At 63.2% G+C, this 15,688-nt stretch carries 13 protein-coding genes; 10 read left to right on the top strand and 3 right to left on the bottom strand.

Features of this window, described 5'->3' with window-relative positions; all coding sequences use genetic code 11:
- Nucleotides 1–55 precede the first annotated feature (55 nt).
- The 3 genes from DIE02_RS23690 to DIE02_RS23680 form a co-directional block, all read right to left on the bottom strand.
- Nucleotides 56–1,132, bottom strand: coding sequence for an alcohol dehydrogenase (locus DIE02_RS23690; protein WP_124523654.1), 1,077 nt, complete (start codon nucleotides 1,130–1,132; stop codon nucleotides 56–58).
- A 67-nt stretch (nucleotides 1,133–1,199) separates the two neighbouring features.
- Complete coding sequence (locus DIE02_RS23685; RefSeq protein WP_124523652.1) at nucleotides 1,200–2,390, bottom strand: porin; 1,191 nt, start codon at nucleotides 2,388–2,390, stop codon at nucleotides 1,200–1,202.
- A gap of 287 nt (nucleotides 2,391–2,677) precedes the next feature.
- The gene (locus DIE02_RS23680) at nucleotides 2,678–3,739 is read right to left on the bottom strand and encodes an LLM class flavin-dependent oxidoreductase (protein ID WP_124523650.1); all 1,062 of its coding nucleotides are present in this window, start codon (nucleotides 3,737–3,739) and stop codon (nucleotides 2,678–2,680) included.
- 431 nt (nucleotides 3,740–4,170) lie between these two features.
- Between DIE02_RS23680 and DIE02_RS23675 the strand changes: the two genes are divergently transcribed.
- From DIE02_RS23675 to DIE02_RS23635, 10 genes are all read left to right on the top strand, one after another.
- A complete protein-coding gene (locus tag DIE02_RS23675) occupies nucleotides 4,171–5,826 on the top strand; it encodes a long-chain fatty acid--CoA ligase (protein ID WP_124529795.1) in 1,656 nt (551 codons plus the stop codon).
- 4 nt (nucleotides 5,827–5,830) lie between these two features.
- The gene (locus tag DIE02_RS23670; protein WP_124523646.1) at nucleotides 5,831–7,042 is read left to right on the top strand and encodes an SDR family NAD(P)-dependent oxidoreductase; all 1,212 of its coding nucleotides are present in this window, start codon (nucleotides 5,831–5,833) and stop codon (nucleotides 7,040–7,042) included.
- Nucleotides 7,043–7,074: 32 nt separating this feature from the next.
- On the top strand, nucleotides 7,075–7,233 hold the full coding sequence (locus DIE02_RS35635) for a hypothetical protein (protein ID WP_185641034.1): 159 nt from the start codon (nucleotides 7,075–7,077) through the stop codon (nucleotides 7,231–7,233).
- Nucleotides 7,226–8,038 (top strand): SDR family NAD(P)-dependent oxidoreductase, encoded by an 813-nt coding sequence (locus DIE02_RS23665; protein WP_124523644.1) that lies wholly within the window; start codon nucleotides 7,226–7,228, stop codon nucleotides 8,036–8,038. Before DIE02_RS35635 ends, DIE02_RS23665 begins: the two co-directional genes overlap by 8 nt.
- 45 nt (nucleotides 8,039–8,083) lie before the next feature.
- On the top strand, nucleotides 8,084–8,857 hold the full coding sequence (locus DIE02_RS23660; protein ID WP_124523642.1) for an enoyl-CoA hydratase/isomerase family protein: 774 nt from the start codon (nucleotides 8,084–8,086) through the stop codon (nucleotides 8,855–8,857).
- 78 nt (nucleotides 8,858–8,935) lie between these two features.
- Nucleotides 8,936–11,233, top strand: a complete 2,298-nt coding sequence (locus DIE02_RS23655) for an acyl-CoA dehydrogenase family protein (RefSeq protein WP_124523640.1) — start codon at nucleotides 8,936–8,938, stop codon at nucleotides 11,231–11,233.
- A 43-nt stretch (nucleotides 11,234–11,276) separates the two neighbouring features.
- Nucleotides 11,277–13,361 carry an acetate--CoA ligase family protein gene (locus DIE02_RS23650; RefSeq protein ID WP_124523638.1) on the top strand — a complete coding sequence of 695 codons (2,085 nt, stop codon included), beginning with the start codon at nucleotides 11,277–11,279 and terminating at the stop codon, nucleotides 13,359–13,361.
- A 49-nt stretch (nucleotides 13,362–13,410) separates the two neighbouring features.
- Entirely contained in the window at nucleotides 13,411–13,998 is a 588-nt protein-coding gene (locus DIE02_RS23645) for a nuclear transport factor 2 family protein (RefSeq protein WP_124523636.1), read from the top strand.
- Nucleotides 13,995–14,876, top strand: coding sequence for an SMP-30/gluconolactonase/LRE family protein (locus DIE02_RS23640; RefSeq protein WP_124523634.1), 882 nt, complete (start codon nucleotides 13,995–13,997; stop codon nucleotides 14,874–14,876). The genes DIE02_RS23645 and DIE02_RS23640 overlap by 4 nt, the downstream gene beginning before the upstream one ends.
- Entirely contained in the window at nucleotides 14,803–15,657 is an 855-nt protein-coding gene (locus tag DIE02_RS23635; RefSeq protein WP_260429031.1) for an SDR family NAD(P)-dependent oxidoreductase, read from the top strand. The genes DIE02_RS23640 and DIE02_RS23635 overlap by 74 nt, the downstream gene beginning before the upstream one ends.
- The last annotated feature ends 31 nt before the right edge of the window (nucleotides 15,658–15,688 follow it).

Raw genomic sequence — 15,688 nt, 5'->3', positions numbered from 1 at the left:
GTCAGCAGGTGGGTTTGCGACCGCCCGCGACTGCCCGAACACCATCCGCATCCATTTACGCCGCAGTTTCTTCACTATCGGAAAATTCGAGCACCGTGCGTCCCACGACGCGGCCGCCGCTCAAATCTTCGAATGCGTCGTTGATTTCATTCGCGCTGCGCGTGCGCAGCGGCGGCGGAAGCAGCCGGCCGCTTTTCGCGAGCTGAACCGTCTCCTTCAGGTCCGCGAGCGTGCCGACGAACGAGCCGACGATGGCCAGCGATCGCTGGGCGATCGGCGGCATCGGCATGGATAGTTCGCCACCATGCAATCCGACGATCACGTACATGCCGCCCTTGCACAGGGCGAGGTTCGCCAGCGCGAAGGTCCCGGGCACGCCGACGAAATCGATCGCGCCGGCCAGTCGCCCTTCGGTCGACGCGAGCAGCTCCGCGCCCGCCTGGTCGTGATTCGAACGCAGCGTCTTCGTGGCACCGAGTTGCCGCGCAGCGGCAAGCTTGTCTTCGTCGACATCGCAGGCGATCACGTTCTCGACACCACGTGCGCGCAGGATCGAGATCGCGGACATCCCCACGCCGCCGCAGCCAATCACCGCCACCCAGTCGCCGGCATGGGTCTGCGGCAGCTTGGCCACTGCCGCGTACGACGTCAGCCCCGAGCACGCCAGCGTTGCCGCAAACGCATCGTCCAGCCCGTCGACATCGACGAGATACTTTTCGTCGGGAACCAGCAGATGCGACGCGAACGCGCCCGGCGTCGCGATGCCGATGTTGCGCGGCTTCGCGCAGAGGTTTGCGCGACCGATGTCACATGGGCGGCACGCCCCGCATCCGATCCACGGAAACACCAGCTTCTTCTGACCGACGGTGGCCTCGATCACGTCCTCGCCGCACGCGACGATCGTACCGAGCGGTTCGTGGCCGAGCGTCAGCGGCGGCCGCAAGCCGCGTTCGCTCAGCATCGCCTTCTTGCCGCCCCCCATATCGAAGTAGCCTTCCCACAGGTGAATGTCCGAGTGGCACAATCCGGCATGGGTGACCTTGATCAGCACTTCCCGGCCCTTCGGCACTGGGGTCTCGCGCAGTTTCACCTGCAACGGCTTGCCATGTTCGATGACGTCGTAGCTCAACATTGCACTGCTCCTCAATTAGCCTTTGCGCTGCGACGTCTTGTGCCATCACGCGACAGGCATACCTGACTCAGAAACTTTGACGGAGGCCGATTCGCGCGACAACCTGTTTGCCGGTCGCGCTGTCCACGATATTGTCGATGTCGGCAACGGCGCTGCCGCCCTGCGAATTGACGCCCCGTGCGTCCTGATAGCCCACCGCGGCATACAGCGCCGTACGCTTCGACAGGCTGTACCACGCGAGCCCGTAGAACTGGTTCGAGTGCTGGTTGCCGACCTTCGTGCCGTCCGGCCGCGTCACGCCGGCCGACGTCTGGTAGTTCCAGCCGATCGACGTCGAGAACATGGGCGTCCACATGTAATGGGCGCCCAGATCGAACGTATTGAACCTGACCGCCGCGCCGTTGAAGCTCGTCATGTTGCCGAATTCGGCGTTCGACCACGAACCCGCGAACGTCCACGCGCCCTTCGTGTATTGCGCAGCCACCATCGCGATCTGGTATGACCGCGCGCTCACGTAGCCGGCGTCCAGTTGATGGCTCAGCAGCGTGCCCGAGCCGTTCGACGTGAACCAGCCGGTGCCGCTCGTACTGCCGGTGGGATTCTTGAAGAACTCGTACGCTGCGCCGACCTTCAGGCCCACGCCCGTTTCGTATTGCGCACCGAAGTTGTATTGCAGGCCGTTGGTGACGTCTCCGGCGACACCGCCGAGAGCAAGCCCGCCACCGAAGGTCAGGCCCTTGATGCTCGGGCTCAGATAGCGGATCGAATTGTTTTGACGCAGATTGATTGCGGCGTTGTCGAGGTCGCCGGCGTGCATCGAAGCGCCGTTCGAATTCAGCGAGCCTGCATCGAGCGCCATCGTGAAGTTGTAAACGGAATCGTACTGGCGACCCAGCGTCACCTGGCCGTATTGCGTGCTCCGCAGGCCGACGAAAATCTGGCGGCCCCACATCAGGCCGCCCTGACCGAAGCCACCGGTCGGAATATTGATACCCGATTCCAGCGTAAAGATCGTGTGAAGACCGCCTCCGAGGTCTTCGTCACCCCGGATACCCCAGCGCGAACCGGCCGTGCCCGACAGCGAATCCATCGCGAATTTCGAGCCTGCCGGCGTCACGGTGCCGTTCGCATTGGTCGTGCCGGTGTTATTCGTGTACGTCATGGCCTGGTCGAGAATGCCATATATCATGACCGAGCTTTGTGCGTGTGCCGCAACTGTGAACATCGCCAATGCAGCGCCCGCGAGAGTCTTTTTCATTGCAGTGTCTCCAATCTTTTTCTATTAATTGCGTGATCGGACACCTGTCGTATCCGTCCGCGAAGTGAAAAGAAATCGAAAAACAACGTTATTTCAATCTCCGTACGACAGCACAACAACGCCAAACAAAACGTATCCGCATCTGATTCCGGTGACGACGACTTGTGCGGCTTATCCGGTTGCGGCGGCACCGCACGAATGGCCGTAAGTGCGACCGCGCAATTGGCGTAATCGCACCACTGACGGTCAATGGCGAACGCAATGCCGTCGTCATTTCATCCGGTCGTTCAAGCCGCGAGCATGCTGTTGCGAGCCAGCTCCTTCCGCACGGCCGGGATGATCCTGTCGCCCCACAGCTCGATCTGCCGGAGCATCGTCTGCTGGTCGCAGTCGCCGAGCTGCGTTTGAAGCGCGATATGGTTCGGCTTCAGGATTTCGATTTCAGCGAGGAGCTTGTCGATCACCTCGTTGACGGACCCGACCGGCAAGTTCTGGCGCAACTGATCGAGCGTCATGTCGGCGGCGCAAGGCGTCTCCTTCATCAGGTAGCCGTCGTCCACGTCCATCCGACGATCCTTCAGCGCCTCCGAGATACGGCGCGCCCAGCGTGCCGAATCGAGATACGCATCGATTTCTGCCTTGCTGTCCGATGCAAAGCCACACCGCAGAAACCCGATCCTGGTCTGGCCGATATCCTTGCCCATCTCCGCGGCCAGCCCCTCCAGCCGGCTGCGCAAGCCGCGCAGCGCGTCCTTGCCGCCGTGCAGGACGGTCGTGAACAGGTTGACGTTTTCGTTGAATGCACGACCCAGCGTGCCCGGGTTCATCGACGTGATCCAGAGCGGCACCTTGTCCTGAACCGTCCGGACCGCGACCGAGGTGGGCAGCATGTCGAAGTGCTTGCCCTTGTACTCGAAGACCTTCTCGTTGAGTCCCTTGTTGAGGATGTCCCAGACCTCATGGAAGATCTCGCCGCTGTTGGCGAGGTTGCAGCCGAATCGCTCGAATTCGAATTGCTGGTAGCCCGAGCCGATCCCCAGCTCGAGACGCCCTTCCGACAGCGTATCGGCGAGGCCGATCTCGGTCAGCAGGCGTGCCGGATGATAGAGCGGAAGAATGCACACCGCCGAGCCAAGGCGAATTTTCGTCGTCCTGGCCGCCGCATGCGCAATCGTCATCAACGGCGACGGCGACAGCGAGTAGTTGTTGAAATGGTGCTCGGCGTACCACGCAGTATCGAAGCCGGCCTGCTCGGCCACGACCGTTTGCTCGATGGTGTTGTGGATCACGCTCTGGGATGTCTGAGCGTAGCTGCGCTGCTGCGCAAGTAGAAATACGCCGAATTCCATGGTGGCATCTCCGTTGTAGTGATGAATGGCTGACTGGCTGGAGCTCAAGCTGAAGCGGATTATGAGTAGCCCGTCATCCATCACACAACCCACACAATTTCTCGTTCTGTATTGCGAATTCGACATAAATACGCGCCCGTTTTCGCTCATTCCGTGTAGTACATTAGCCTCAGCCATTTGAGGATATTTCAGCCCCCGGATTGGCATTAACTCTGTGATTCATCCCGATGCGCTCGTCGCGCGCTGCAGGTTCGCAGGCGTGATCCGATACGGCTCGCGGGACGGAATACGGTTGGAGACCGTCAGCATTACGAATAGATGAGGTGGGGTTCGGATGACATGCGTCGCGCGGCCTGCCTCGGGGCTCCGTTCGCCCGAGTCGGCAAACGGGTTCATGGAGTGAGACTTTAGATCGATAAAACAGGACGACGATGAACGGACTGATGCAACAACGGCAACTGCTGATCTCCGATCTGATCGAGCATGCGGCCAACTACCATGGCGATCGGGAAATCGTGTCCCACCTGGGCAACGGCAATATTCATCGCTACAGTTGGTCCGCCGCGCTCGGCCGCTCGAAGCAGGTTGCCAACCTGATCCGGTCCCTGGGTGTACGCGCCGGTCAGCGTGTCGCAACCCTGGCGTGGAATACACACCGTCACCTTGAACTCTATTACGGAGTGTCCGGCACCGGTGCGGTCCTGACTACGGTCAATCCGCGCCTGTTTGCCGAGCAAATCGTCTACATCCTCAATCACTCCGAGAGCACGCACGTGTTCTTCGACGTGAACCTGGCCGCGCTCGTCGAAGAGATTGCGCCGCAATGTCCGGGCGTCAGGGGCTTTATCGCACTGTGCGAAGCCGACCAGATGCCCGACCTGACCGTCCCAGGCCTCGCCTGCTATGAATCCCTGATTACAGCGTGCAGTGACGCATATGCATGGCCGCGACTCGACGAAGACACCGCCTCGTCCATGTGCTTTACGTCGGGCACGACCGGCAATCCAAAGGGCGTCCTGTACAGCCACCGTTCAACGGTACTGCATGCGATGTCCACCTGCATGGCCGACAGCTTCGCGATCAGCGCGCGCGACAGCATCCTCCTGATCGTCCCGATGTTTCATGTGAACGGCTGGGGCATCCCGCATTCGTCCGCAATGGCCGGCGCCAAGCTTGTTCTGCCGGGCTCGCAACTGTCCGGGGAAAACGTGTACGCGATGCTCCGCGACGAGAAATGCTCGGTGTCTTGCGGCGTACCGACCGTCTGGATGTCGCTGCTCGACTATGCGCAGAACCTGGATCCGGAACGGCGCCGCCGCGACATCGTCATGACGCGCGCACTCTCGGGCGGATCGGCCGCCCCGCGCCGCGTGATCGAGCGGCTCCAGCAGTATTTCGGCGCCTGTTTGCATCAGGCATGGGGAATGACCGAAACAAGTCCGGTCGTGACCGTAAACGTGCCGCTTGCCAAGCACGCACATTTGACGCGTGACGAGCGCCTCGAGCTCCAGATGCTGGCCGGTCGCCCGCTGCCCGGTACCGAAATCGCGATCTTCGACGACGCGGGCAATCCGCTGGCGCGCGATGGGCAAACCACCGGCCAGCTGAAGGTGCGCGGCACGTGGATTTCCCGCGCCTATTACAAGCACGAGCACGACGGTTGGGACGCGAACGGCTGGTTCGCGACCGGCGATATGGCGACGTTGAACGCGGACGGCTTTCTCAAGATCACCGATCGCGCGAAGGATGTGATCAAGTCCGGCGGCGAATGGATTTCGTCGCTGGACCTGGAAAGCGCGGCCCTCAGCCATCCCGCGATTGCCGAGGCGGCGGTCATCGGGCTGCCTCACTCGCACTGGCAGGAGCGCCCGCTGCTCGTCGCGGTAAGGCACCCCGGGATGGAGGCGACAACGCAGGACATCCTGGATCACATGCGCCGTCACGTGGCCAAGTGGTGGCTTCCCGACGACGTGGTGTTCGTCGATTCCCTCCCTCATACCGCGACCGGAAAGCTGTACAAGGTTGCGCTGCGCAAACAGCTCGAGGGCTTCCGGTTCTCGACCGATATCGACCACGCCCGAGGATAAACCTATGCAATCCGAAAAAACGGTGCTTATCACCGGGTCCGCATCAGGAATCGGTCGTGCGAGCGCGATGCGTTTCGCCATGGCTGGCTGGCGCTGCGTGCTGGTGGATCACCAGGCCGAAGCGCTGCAGAGCTTGCTCGAGACAATGCCGCAGGCCGGCGAGCCGCACCTGATTCGCGTCGTCAACCTCATGGAACCGGCGGAAATTGCGGCACTGGCCGCCGATATGCCGCATCTCGATGCGTTGATCAACAACGCAGGCATGTCGGACAGCACGCAATTGCCACTCACGGCCATGACGCAAGAACAATTCGCGCCGCTCGTCCGTCTGAATCTCGACGCACCGCGCCTGATGTTCCGGACACTGGCAACAAGGCTCAAACCGCATGCTCGCGTCGTCAATGTCGCGTCAGGCGCCGGACTCCAATCGATTCCATTGCGCGGCGTGTACTCGCCCACCAAAGCCGGCGTGATCGCGTTCACGAAGGCGCTGGCCGTCGCGCGCCCGGATCTTGGCGTGACCGCGCTGTGCCCCGGTTTCGTACGCACGGAAATCGTCCGTCGCCTGATCGAATCGGGCCGGCTCGATCCGGTTCGCGCAGCGGGAAAGACGCCGCTCGGCCGTATTGCGGAGCCAGCCGAACTTGCGGAAGCACTGTTCTTCCTTGCTAGCGAAGGCGCTCGCCCTTTATCGGGGTCCGCCCTGTCGGTGGACGGCGCGGCTTCGGCTTACGGCGGATCTGCCCCGTGCGCGCCGGCCGAATACGACGTGCTGCCCCTGGATACCGATACGGCCATCGAGGTCACGGGTACTACCCGGGACGCCACGCAGGACTGGATCGCGCTGCAGACGAGCAACCGGAACGCCGGATACAGCGCGGTAATCGACGCGTCGGTGCTGAACGCACCCGACGGCCAGCGTCTGAACGCGGCGCATGAAGCGGCAACGCGCTTCGCTCGTTGGCATACGCACAGCGCCAGCCTCACGCTTCTGTTGCCCACCCAGCCCACCGACTGGCGCACCTGCGGCGACGACGCGGCAACGCGCATGTTCGTCGCGACACAGGCGTGCGAATGGGGCTCGAAGGGACTGCGCATCAACTCACTCGAAGTCCACGCGCATACGCCGGTCGACGACGTGCGGCCCATTACCCGCTACATGGCCGGCGCGGCATCGCAATTCTTGACCGGCCAGTCGTGGACGCTCGCCCGCTGAACGACGCATACCGATAACCGATGGAGACAAGGATGGCGCAGTTAATCGAGCAACGGCGGATCAAGGAAAAGTTCATCGCCCCACGCAGCTACCGGCGTCCGTGGACCGGTGCCGTTCCCGGTCTTCATCCCGCCTTTCACGAGCGGCATGCGGATTACGCCGGCCAGCCTGTGAGGAACGGCCATGAGTGAGATTGAAAACGCCCTGTCGTGGCTGGGCCTTTCCGGGCGCACTTGCGTCGTGACCGGCGGTGCCGGCGGTATCGGATCGGAAACGGCCCGGCAAATGGCGGCGGCGGGCGCGAAAGTCGCCGTCGTCGATCGAACCGAAGCGCTCGGCGCCGAGCTCGTCAACGAAGTTCGGCTGGCGGGCGGTACCGCCATCGCGATCGGTTGTGACGTATCCGACGCCACCTCCGTGGCGCGCGCCGCCAAGACGGTGTTCCGTGAACTCGGCGCCGCGCAGGTGCTGGTCAACAACGCGGGTATCGGCGGGGGCGGCCGCACCGCCCTGCTCGATGCATCGGTCGATGAATGGAATCGTCTGCTGTCGATCAACCTGACCGGCGCATTCCTGTGCGCACAGGCGTTCGGCGCCCAGATGCGCGACGCAGGACAGGGCGGAACTATTGTACATGTCGCGTCGATCGGCGGTGACATCGCGATACCGAACGGTATTGCCTATAGCGTGAGCAAGGCCGGCGTGCTGATGCTCTCCAGGCAACTTTGCCTGGAACTCGCGCCATTCGGCATTCGCAGCAATTGCGTCAGCCCCGGACTGGTTCGCACCCCGATGAGCGAAGCCTATTACCAGGACGAAGGCTGTCTCCAGGCGCGCAACCGGGCTGTACCCAGCGGCCGGATTGCCACCCCGCGGGACATGGCGGAAGCGATTCTTTTCCTGTCCAGCGACCGATCCGGCTACATCAATGGCGAAGATCTCCTGGTCGACGGCGGTTTGAGCCGGATCGTCATGGCGAATATTCCGCGCATCTGATTGGCTGTTCAAGCACCACTCGAAATCAATAGAGGAAGTCACAAAATGGAATTCAATACCCTGCTGGTCGAGATCAACAACAAGATCGCTGTCGTTACGCTCAATCGCCCGGAAAAGCGCAACGCCCAGAACGCGGAAATGCGCCATGAAATCATCGACTGTTTCGACGTGCTCGGTGCGCGTGACGACGTGTCGGTCATCATCGTGACGGGTGCGGGTTCCGCGTTTTCGGCCGGCGCCGACCTCAACGACCGCAAGGATCTGTCGCAGCCGGGTGCGTTTCCGAAGCATCACCGCATCGTCCGCGAGTCGGCGTACGCGATCCGCGAATGCCCGAAGCCCATCATTGCCGCGATCAACGGCGCGGCCATGGGCGCCGGCTTCGGCATCGTCATGAACTCGGACATCTGGGTGGCCTCGGAAGAGGCTTACGTGTCGATGCCCGAGATCAACGTCGGCCTCGCCGGCGGCGTGTCGTTCCTGAATCGCATTTTCGGTCAGTCGCGGGCCCGCCGCATGTTCTACACGGGCATGAAAGTCACCGGTCGCGAGCTGTACCGGCTCGGTCTTGTGGAAGCATGCACGACGAAGGAAGAACTGATGCCGTTCGCGATGGAAATCGCGACGGAAATTGCGTCGAAGTCGCCCATCGCGTTGCGCCTTGCGAAGGAAGCGGCTCGCCTGACCGAGAACATGCCGCTGCGTGAAGCCTATCGCTACGAACAGGGCAACACCGAATTCCTGTCGAAAACGGAAGACTCGAAGGAAGCGCAGCGCGCCTTCATCGAGAAGCGCACGCCCGTGTATGTGGGCCGCTGATCCGGCGGACACTCTGAAAATTCTGCGGAGGCACCCTCGTCCGGTATCGCCGCCCTATTGGATTACATCGAGTCAATCATGAGCGAAGTCGATCAGGTAAGAGACGAAGCGTTTTATGCAGCGTTTCGCAAAAAAATCGCCGACTATATCGAAGCCAACGTGCCCGCTGAAGTGCGTGCTGCAACGCGCGCAAACAAGAAGCTCGGCCGCGAGCTGCTGAGCCGATACACGGCGGCCATGGCCAGGGGCGGGCTTGGCTATTCGGCACCCGGCTGGAGCACGGAGTTCGGCGGACCCGGCTGGAACGTGATGCAGCGCCTGATCTTCGAAGAAGTGACGGCGGCGATGGACTGTCCGCAGCTGTATCACCACGGTATCGGCCACATCGGTCCCGTCATCCAGGCATTCGGCACGGACGAGCAAAAAGCGCGCTTTCTGCCGCCGATCATCGATGGTTCGGAATGGTGGTGCCAAGGCTATTCGGAACCCGGTGCCGGCTCTGATCTTGCGTCCCTCAAGACTTCCGCGGTTCTGGACGAAGCCGGCGAGCATTACATCGTCAACGGCCAGAAGATCTGGACCTCGCACGCCCAGGAAGCCGACATCATGTATACGCTCGTGCGAACGAGCAACGAAGGCAAGCGCCAGGAAGGCATCACGCTGCTGCTGATCCCGATGAATACGCCGGGCATCGAGGTCCGCCCGATCCATACGATCGACCAGTGGCATCACGTCAACGAAGTATTCTTGAAGGACGTCAAGGTGCCGGTGTTCAATCGCATCGGTGCCGAAGGCCAGGGCTGGTCATACGGCAAGTTCCTGCTCGATCGCGAGCGCCTGAGCCCGGCGCTGACGCCGCGCCTGCTTCGTCACGTGCAGCAGGTAACCGAGCTGGTTCGGGACAAGATCAGGGAGAAAGGCGCGACCCCGTCGTTGCTGAAGGCGCTCGACCGCTTGTTCGAAGTCGAAGCCGGCGCATACGGGACACGCGAGATCCTGCTCTCGGCGATCCGGGAAGACATGGCAGGGACGCTGCAGTCGGCCAAGTCCTCGGCGCTGAAAATGGCATGCTCGAAACAGAGCCAGGAAGTAACGTCGATTGCCATGGACGTGCTCGGTCCCGAATACGCTGCGCGCCTGCTGCCGCTGACATCGCCGGAAGACGAGCTGAATCTCGAACGCAACTTCGTCCACACGTACCTGTTCTACCGTTCCCGTACGCTCGCGGGCGGCTCGACGGAAGTCCAGAAGAACATCATCGCCAAATCGATCATGGACGCGGGCTACGCGGTCAGTATCATGTTCCATGGCGACATGTTCGACTCGGCGGCCCGTCTGGCCGCTGCCGCCGAAACACACAAGGGCAACGCCGTCGAAGGAAAGGCGTCGGGCAAGTGGCAGCAAGCCCTCCAACTGGGCTGGCAGTCGGTGCTGGTCTCGGAAGACAACGGCGGCATCGGCGCGACACTCGCCGATCTCGCCGGCATCGTCGAAGCGGCCGCGCGTTATCCGAACGTCGCGCCACTGGTCGAGCGTTGCGCGGTGGCGCCGGTTCTCCTCGAAGCGGCGGCGGCGGCGGCCGCGGCAGCGACCGTCTCGCCGGTGCTCGAACAACTGCTCGGCGGCAAGGCTTCCGTGTCGCCCATCCTGCAATCGCACCTGGGCGCCCCGTTGCAGGCCGCTACGGTCAGCCTGGAGGGCAACGTGCTGCGCGGTGCCGTACGCGGCTCGAACGAAAGCGAGCCGGCAACGCACCTGATCTTCAACGCGTCGACACCGCAGGGCCAGGCGCTGGTGCTGATCGAGCGAGCGCGCGTGGCCGAGCGCGCGCGGTTCTTCGGCGGGATCGACGGTACGGTGACCGCGGATTACGTCGTCGACGGTCTCCAGGTCCACGAAGACGACATTGTACTGACCGGCGCCGCAGCCAACGTCGCGGTCAACCAGGCGCTGCAGATCGGCGCACTGCTGACATGCGTGCAGATCGTGGGAGCGGTCGGCGCCCAGGTCGAACAGACGATCCAGTACCTGAACGACCGCGTGCAGTTCGGCAAGCCGCTGGCCGTCCATCAGGCGCTCAGGCACAACGTCGTCGATTGCTATGTGGCCTACGAGGGGATCAAGGGGCAAGTCGCTCGTCTGATCGAAGGTTTCGAAGGCAGCGACGACTGCGCGATCGATCGGCTGGTGATCCTGACCAAGATGTTCTGCGCAGGCGTTGCCAGGGAAGTCGGCCATGCCGTGATCCAGATGCATGGCGGCATGGGCATGACGGTGGAAATGCCGGCAACCCAGCTCTGCATGCAGTCGCGCACGGCGGCGGAGCGGTTCGGCAACCGCAGCCAATGTCTCGACTGGCTCGTCGCACAGGCCTGAATCCGCTGCCCGTCCCGGCAATCATCGACTTCATTCGCATACCATGACCTCGTCTACGCTCAGCGCACTGTTCGACGCCAACTCGGTAGCCGTTATCGGCGCCTCGTCGGACCCGGACCGCATCGGCGGTCGCGTGCTGCGATTCCTTCGCGAATCCGGCTATCAAGGCACATTGTTTCCGATCAACCGCAGCGGCTCGGAAATCCAGGGGATACCGGCCTATCCGTCGATCCTCGACGTCCCCGAGGTGCCCGATCAGGCGATCATCGTCGTTCCGACCGGCAGCGTGGAATCCGCATTGCGCGACGCGATCCGCAAGGGTGTCAAGTCCGTCGTGGTCCTGACCGCAGGCTTTGCCGAGATCGACGCGCAGGGCCGCGCCGTTCAGGACCGGATGGCCGCCATGTGCCAAGCCGCCGGCGTGCGCATGATCGGCCCGAATTCGCTTGGCCTGCTGAACGTCGAATCGCGCCTGTTCTCGACCTTCTCGGTCGTGCTCTACGGCGTGTGCCCGAAAACCGGCAACATCGCGCTGGCGACGCAGTCGGGCGCGTTCGGCTCCGCGCTCTACGGCGCCGCCACGCTGCGCGGCATGGGCTTCAGCAAGATCGTGGCGACCGGCAACGAAGCCGACGTGGACGTCGCGGAAGCGATCGACTACCTGGCCGGAGACCCGGGCACGCGGGTCATCCTGGCCGCACTTGAATCGGCAAGGGATGGTCAAAAACTGCGGCGCGCGCTGCTGAAAGCGGCCAACGCGCAAAAGCCGGTCATCATCATGAAGGTCGGCCGCTCCGAGCTCGGGGCTGCCGCTGCGGCAACCCACACGGGTTCGCTGGCCGGCAACGACGCGGCCTACGACGCCGTGTTCGCGGAGTGCGGCGCGTATCGCGCCCGCTCGCAGGAGGAGATGCTGGACGTCGCGTACCTGATCTCGACCACGGGCCACCTGCCCGTCAACAACGAACTCGGTGTTCTCACGTCGTCGGGCGGCATCGGCGTGATGGTCGCAGACGCATGCGGCGATTCCGGCCTCACGATGCCTGCGCTTCCCGAAGCCGCCAAGACGGCCATGCTCGAACTGCTTCCGTTCGCGGTCGCAGCCAACCCGCTCGACGTCACGGCTCAAATCACGTCGGTCAGGAACGGCACGGTCCGGGCGCTGGACCTCATGCTGTCGAACAGCAGCTACGGCACGACGCTCGCGTACCTGGCCTCGGCGGGCCTGGCCCCCGCGTCGTTCAAGAGCAATTACGCGCAGCCGCTTGCCGAGCTCAAGGCAAGACATCCTAAACGCGACGTCGTCATCGTCACGCTGTCCGTGCCGGAGGTGGACCGCGAGCTCGAAAAGATCGGCATTCCGGTATTCAACGACGCGACGCGCGCCACGCTCGCGCTGGGCGCCGCGGCAACGATCCGCGCACGTTGGGCGAACCTCTATGAGCCTGCTGAAGCGACGCAACAGGCGCGGGCGCTCGGCGATGTGAACACGGAGGCACTGGCCAAGGAAGCGTTGGCCGACGCCGGCCTGCCGGTGCCGCGAGACGTGCTGGTCGTCGACGCCGATGCAGCTGTGGCCGCCGCCGACGCAATGGGCTACCCGGTGGTGCTCAAGATCGTGAGCCCGCAAATCGTGCACAAGACCGAAGTCGGCGGCGTAGCCCTCAACGTCAGGAACGCCGACGGCGTGCGTGCGGCATACCGGCAGATCCTGGACAGCGTCCGTGCCCATGCACCCGGTGCGCGGATCGACGGCATCCTCGTGTGCCCGATGATCGTCGGTGGCACCGAAATGATCCTCGGCGTGAACAACGATGCCACCTTCGGCCCGATGATTCTCGTCGGTGCCGGCGGCGTCAACACCGAGTTGTACAAGGACGTGTCGCTGGTCTCTGCCCCGCTCACGCCAGCGCGCGCACGCCAGGCGCTCGACAGGGTGAAGGCGACTGCCCTCCTGAAAGGCTGGCGTGGTGCAGCGCCCAAGGACATGGATGCGCTGGTCACCGCCATGGTCAAACTGTCCGATTTCGCGATGAACCACCCGGAAATCCAGAGCGTCGACGTCAATCCGCTGGTCGTGCGCGAGACCGGCGCCGCCGTGCTCGACGCCGTCATCATCAAGCAATAGCCGCAAGCAGAAATGCACCGGCATTTCCCTTCTTCAGCCCGGCCAACATATGGACCACAACAAAGTATCGAATCGGGCCGTGCAGGATCTGCTCGACCGCGAAGCCATTCGAGAATGTCTGTACCGCTATTGCCGAGGCGTGGATCGGCGTGACGAGGCGGCGTTGCGCGCCACCTACTGGCCGGACGCAACGGACCGCCACGGGCCTTACCAGGGCTCGGCAACCGGATTCTGCGATTGGGTGCTGGACGTGCTGAGAACGCCACGCCGCGGCGTCCACCTGATCGGCAACATCATGATCGAGTTGCACGGCGACCACGCGTTGGCCGAAAGCTATTTCCACGCGGTCCAGGAAGATCGCCAGGTCGTGCCCGGCACGGTCACCGAAGTTTCGCTGTATGGGCGCTATCTCGACCGCTTCGAAAAACGAAAGGGCGAATGGAAGGTCGCGGCTCGCACCGTGGTCTACGACTGGTCGCGCAGAACGCCGGTCGCGGATCCCACCGAAGTCGGCATGTTCGGCACCGCGCGTCGTCCGCTCGGCGCCCATTGCCCTCACGATGCGCTCTACGAAGCCCGCGCCGACATGCTGGCGCGTCACGCAGCGCAACCAGGCGAGTCACGCAAGGCATCATGACCAATCACACCATCAGCATCTGCGGGGACTCGCGTGACGCACTGGGCGAGTGTCCGCTGTGGGACGACCGCAAGCAGATCCTGTACTGGATCGATTCCCGCGCGTGTCTCGTGAAGGCGCGTGAGCTGGAAACGAATACGGTTCGCGAATGGACATTGCCGTCGCAGATCGGCGCGATCGCATTGTGCGAAAGCGGCCGCCTGCTGGTCGCGCTCGTGGACGGCTTCCATTTCCTCGATACCGAGAGCGGCGACCTCGCGCACTTCGTCGATGTGGCGCACCCGGCCCCGAACATGCGCCTCAACGACGGCCGGGTCGATCGCGAAGGCCGTCTCGTTCTCGGGTCGATGGCGCTCGGCCGCCGCGAGCCCGTGGGCGAGCTGTACCAACTCGATGGCCGGGGCAATCTGAAGGTGCTGGAGACCGGTATCTGCATCACGAACTCGACATGCTTCTCGCCGGACGGCCGGTATCTGTATTTTTCGGATAGCTTGAGTCACCAGTTGCGTCGCTATCGCTACCACTCCGTGACCGGTACGCTGAGCGAACGAACGCTGTTCGTGGATACGACATCGCTCAAATCGGGCCCCGACGGCGCCGCCATCGACGCCGAAGGCAACCTCTGGACGGCCCTGGTCATCGCGGGACAACTGGCGCGCTTCACGCCCGATGGCCGGCTCGACCGGATTATCGACCTGCCGACCGTCTATCCGACCTGCCCGTCCATCGGGGGGCCGGCGCTCGACACGATCTTCGTGACCAGCATCAGCAACAGCGGGAATGCGCTCAACAGCCCCAACCCGAATGCCGGCGCGGTGGTCGCCGTCACCGGTACGGGTGTGCGCGGCCTGCCGGAATGCCGCTTCAAGGATCAGTGAATCAATCAGACGACGTTCAGGAGTGGAAATGGCGAAGCAACTGGAAGGCAAGGTCGCGCTTGTGACGGGCGGCGCTCAAGGGATCGGTCGAGGTATCGTCAACAAATTCGTTCGCGAGGGGGCCGTCGTCGGCATCCTTGATCGCGACCTCGGCGCCGCGCAGGCTGCAGCCGGCGAAATCAACGCACAGGGCGGTGTCGCCCATGGGTTCGGCGGCAACGTTGCCGAACGCGACACGATTTTCAAGGCCGCCGCCGGCCTCGCCGAGGTGGCCGGTCGTTTCGACATCATCGTGAGCAACGCAATGTGGGTGCGCTATGCGCCGGTTCTGGAAATCACCGAGAAAGACGTGTCGATGATGACGGGTACGGGTTTCAATTCGGTCGTGTGGGGCATTCAGGCTGCGGCGCAATACATGAAGGACGGCGGCTCGGTCGTCAATATCGCTTCGTCGTCGGGTTTCATCGGCCTGCCCAAGGCGCTCGTCTACTGCGGCGTGAAGGCGGGCGTGCTCGGCCTGATGCGCGCGGCCGCGGCGGAGCTCGGGCCGCGCGGCATCCGCGTGAACTCGGTCGCCCCCGGCTACACGGAGACCGAAGGCGTGGTCAAGAACGTGTCCGAAGAGACGCGCAAGATCCGCCAGGCGAAGACACCGATGCCGCGCCTCGGCCAGCCGGACGACATCGCCAATGCCGTGTGCTTCCTGGCTTCGAACGAGAGCGCGTTCGTGAACGGTGAATGCGTTCGCGTGGATGGCGGTTCCGCCATTGCCTATCTCTGACGCATGTCGGGAGCCCGGTGTGACGTAGAGC

The sequence above is a fragment of the Burkholderia sp. Bp8991 genome (assembly GCF_003853795.1).
In the GTDB taxonomy this organism is placed as follows: Bacteria; Pseudomonadota; Gammaproteobacteria; order Burkholderiales; family Burkholderiaceae; genus Burkholderia.
Note: the sequence above shows the minus strand (reverse complement) of the source record. Positions and strands in the feature narration are given on the sequence as shown.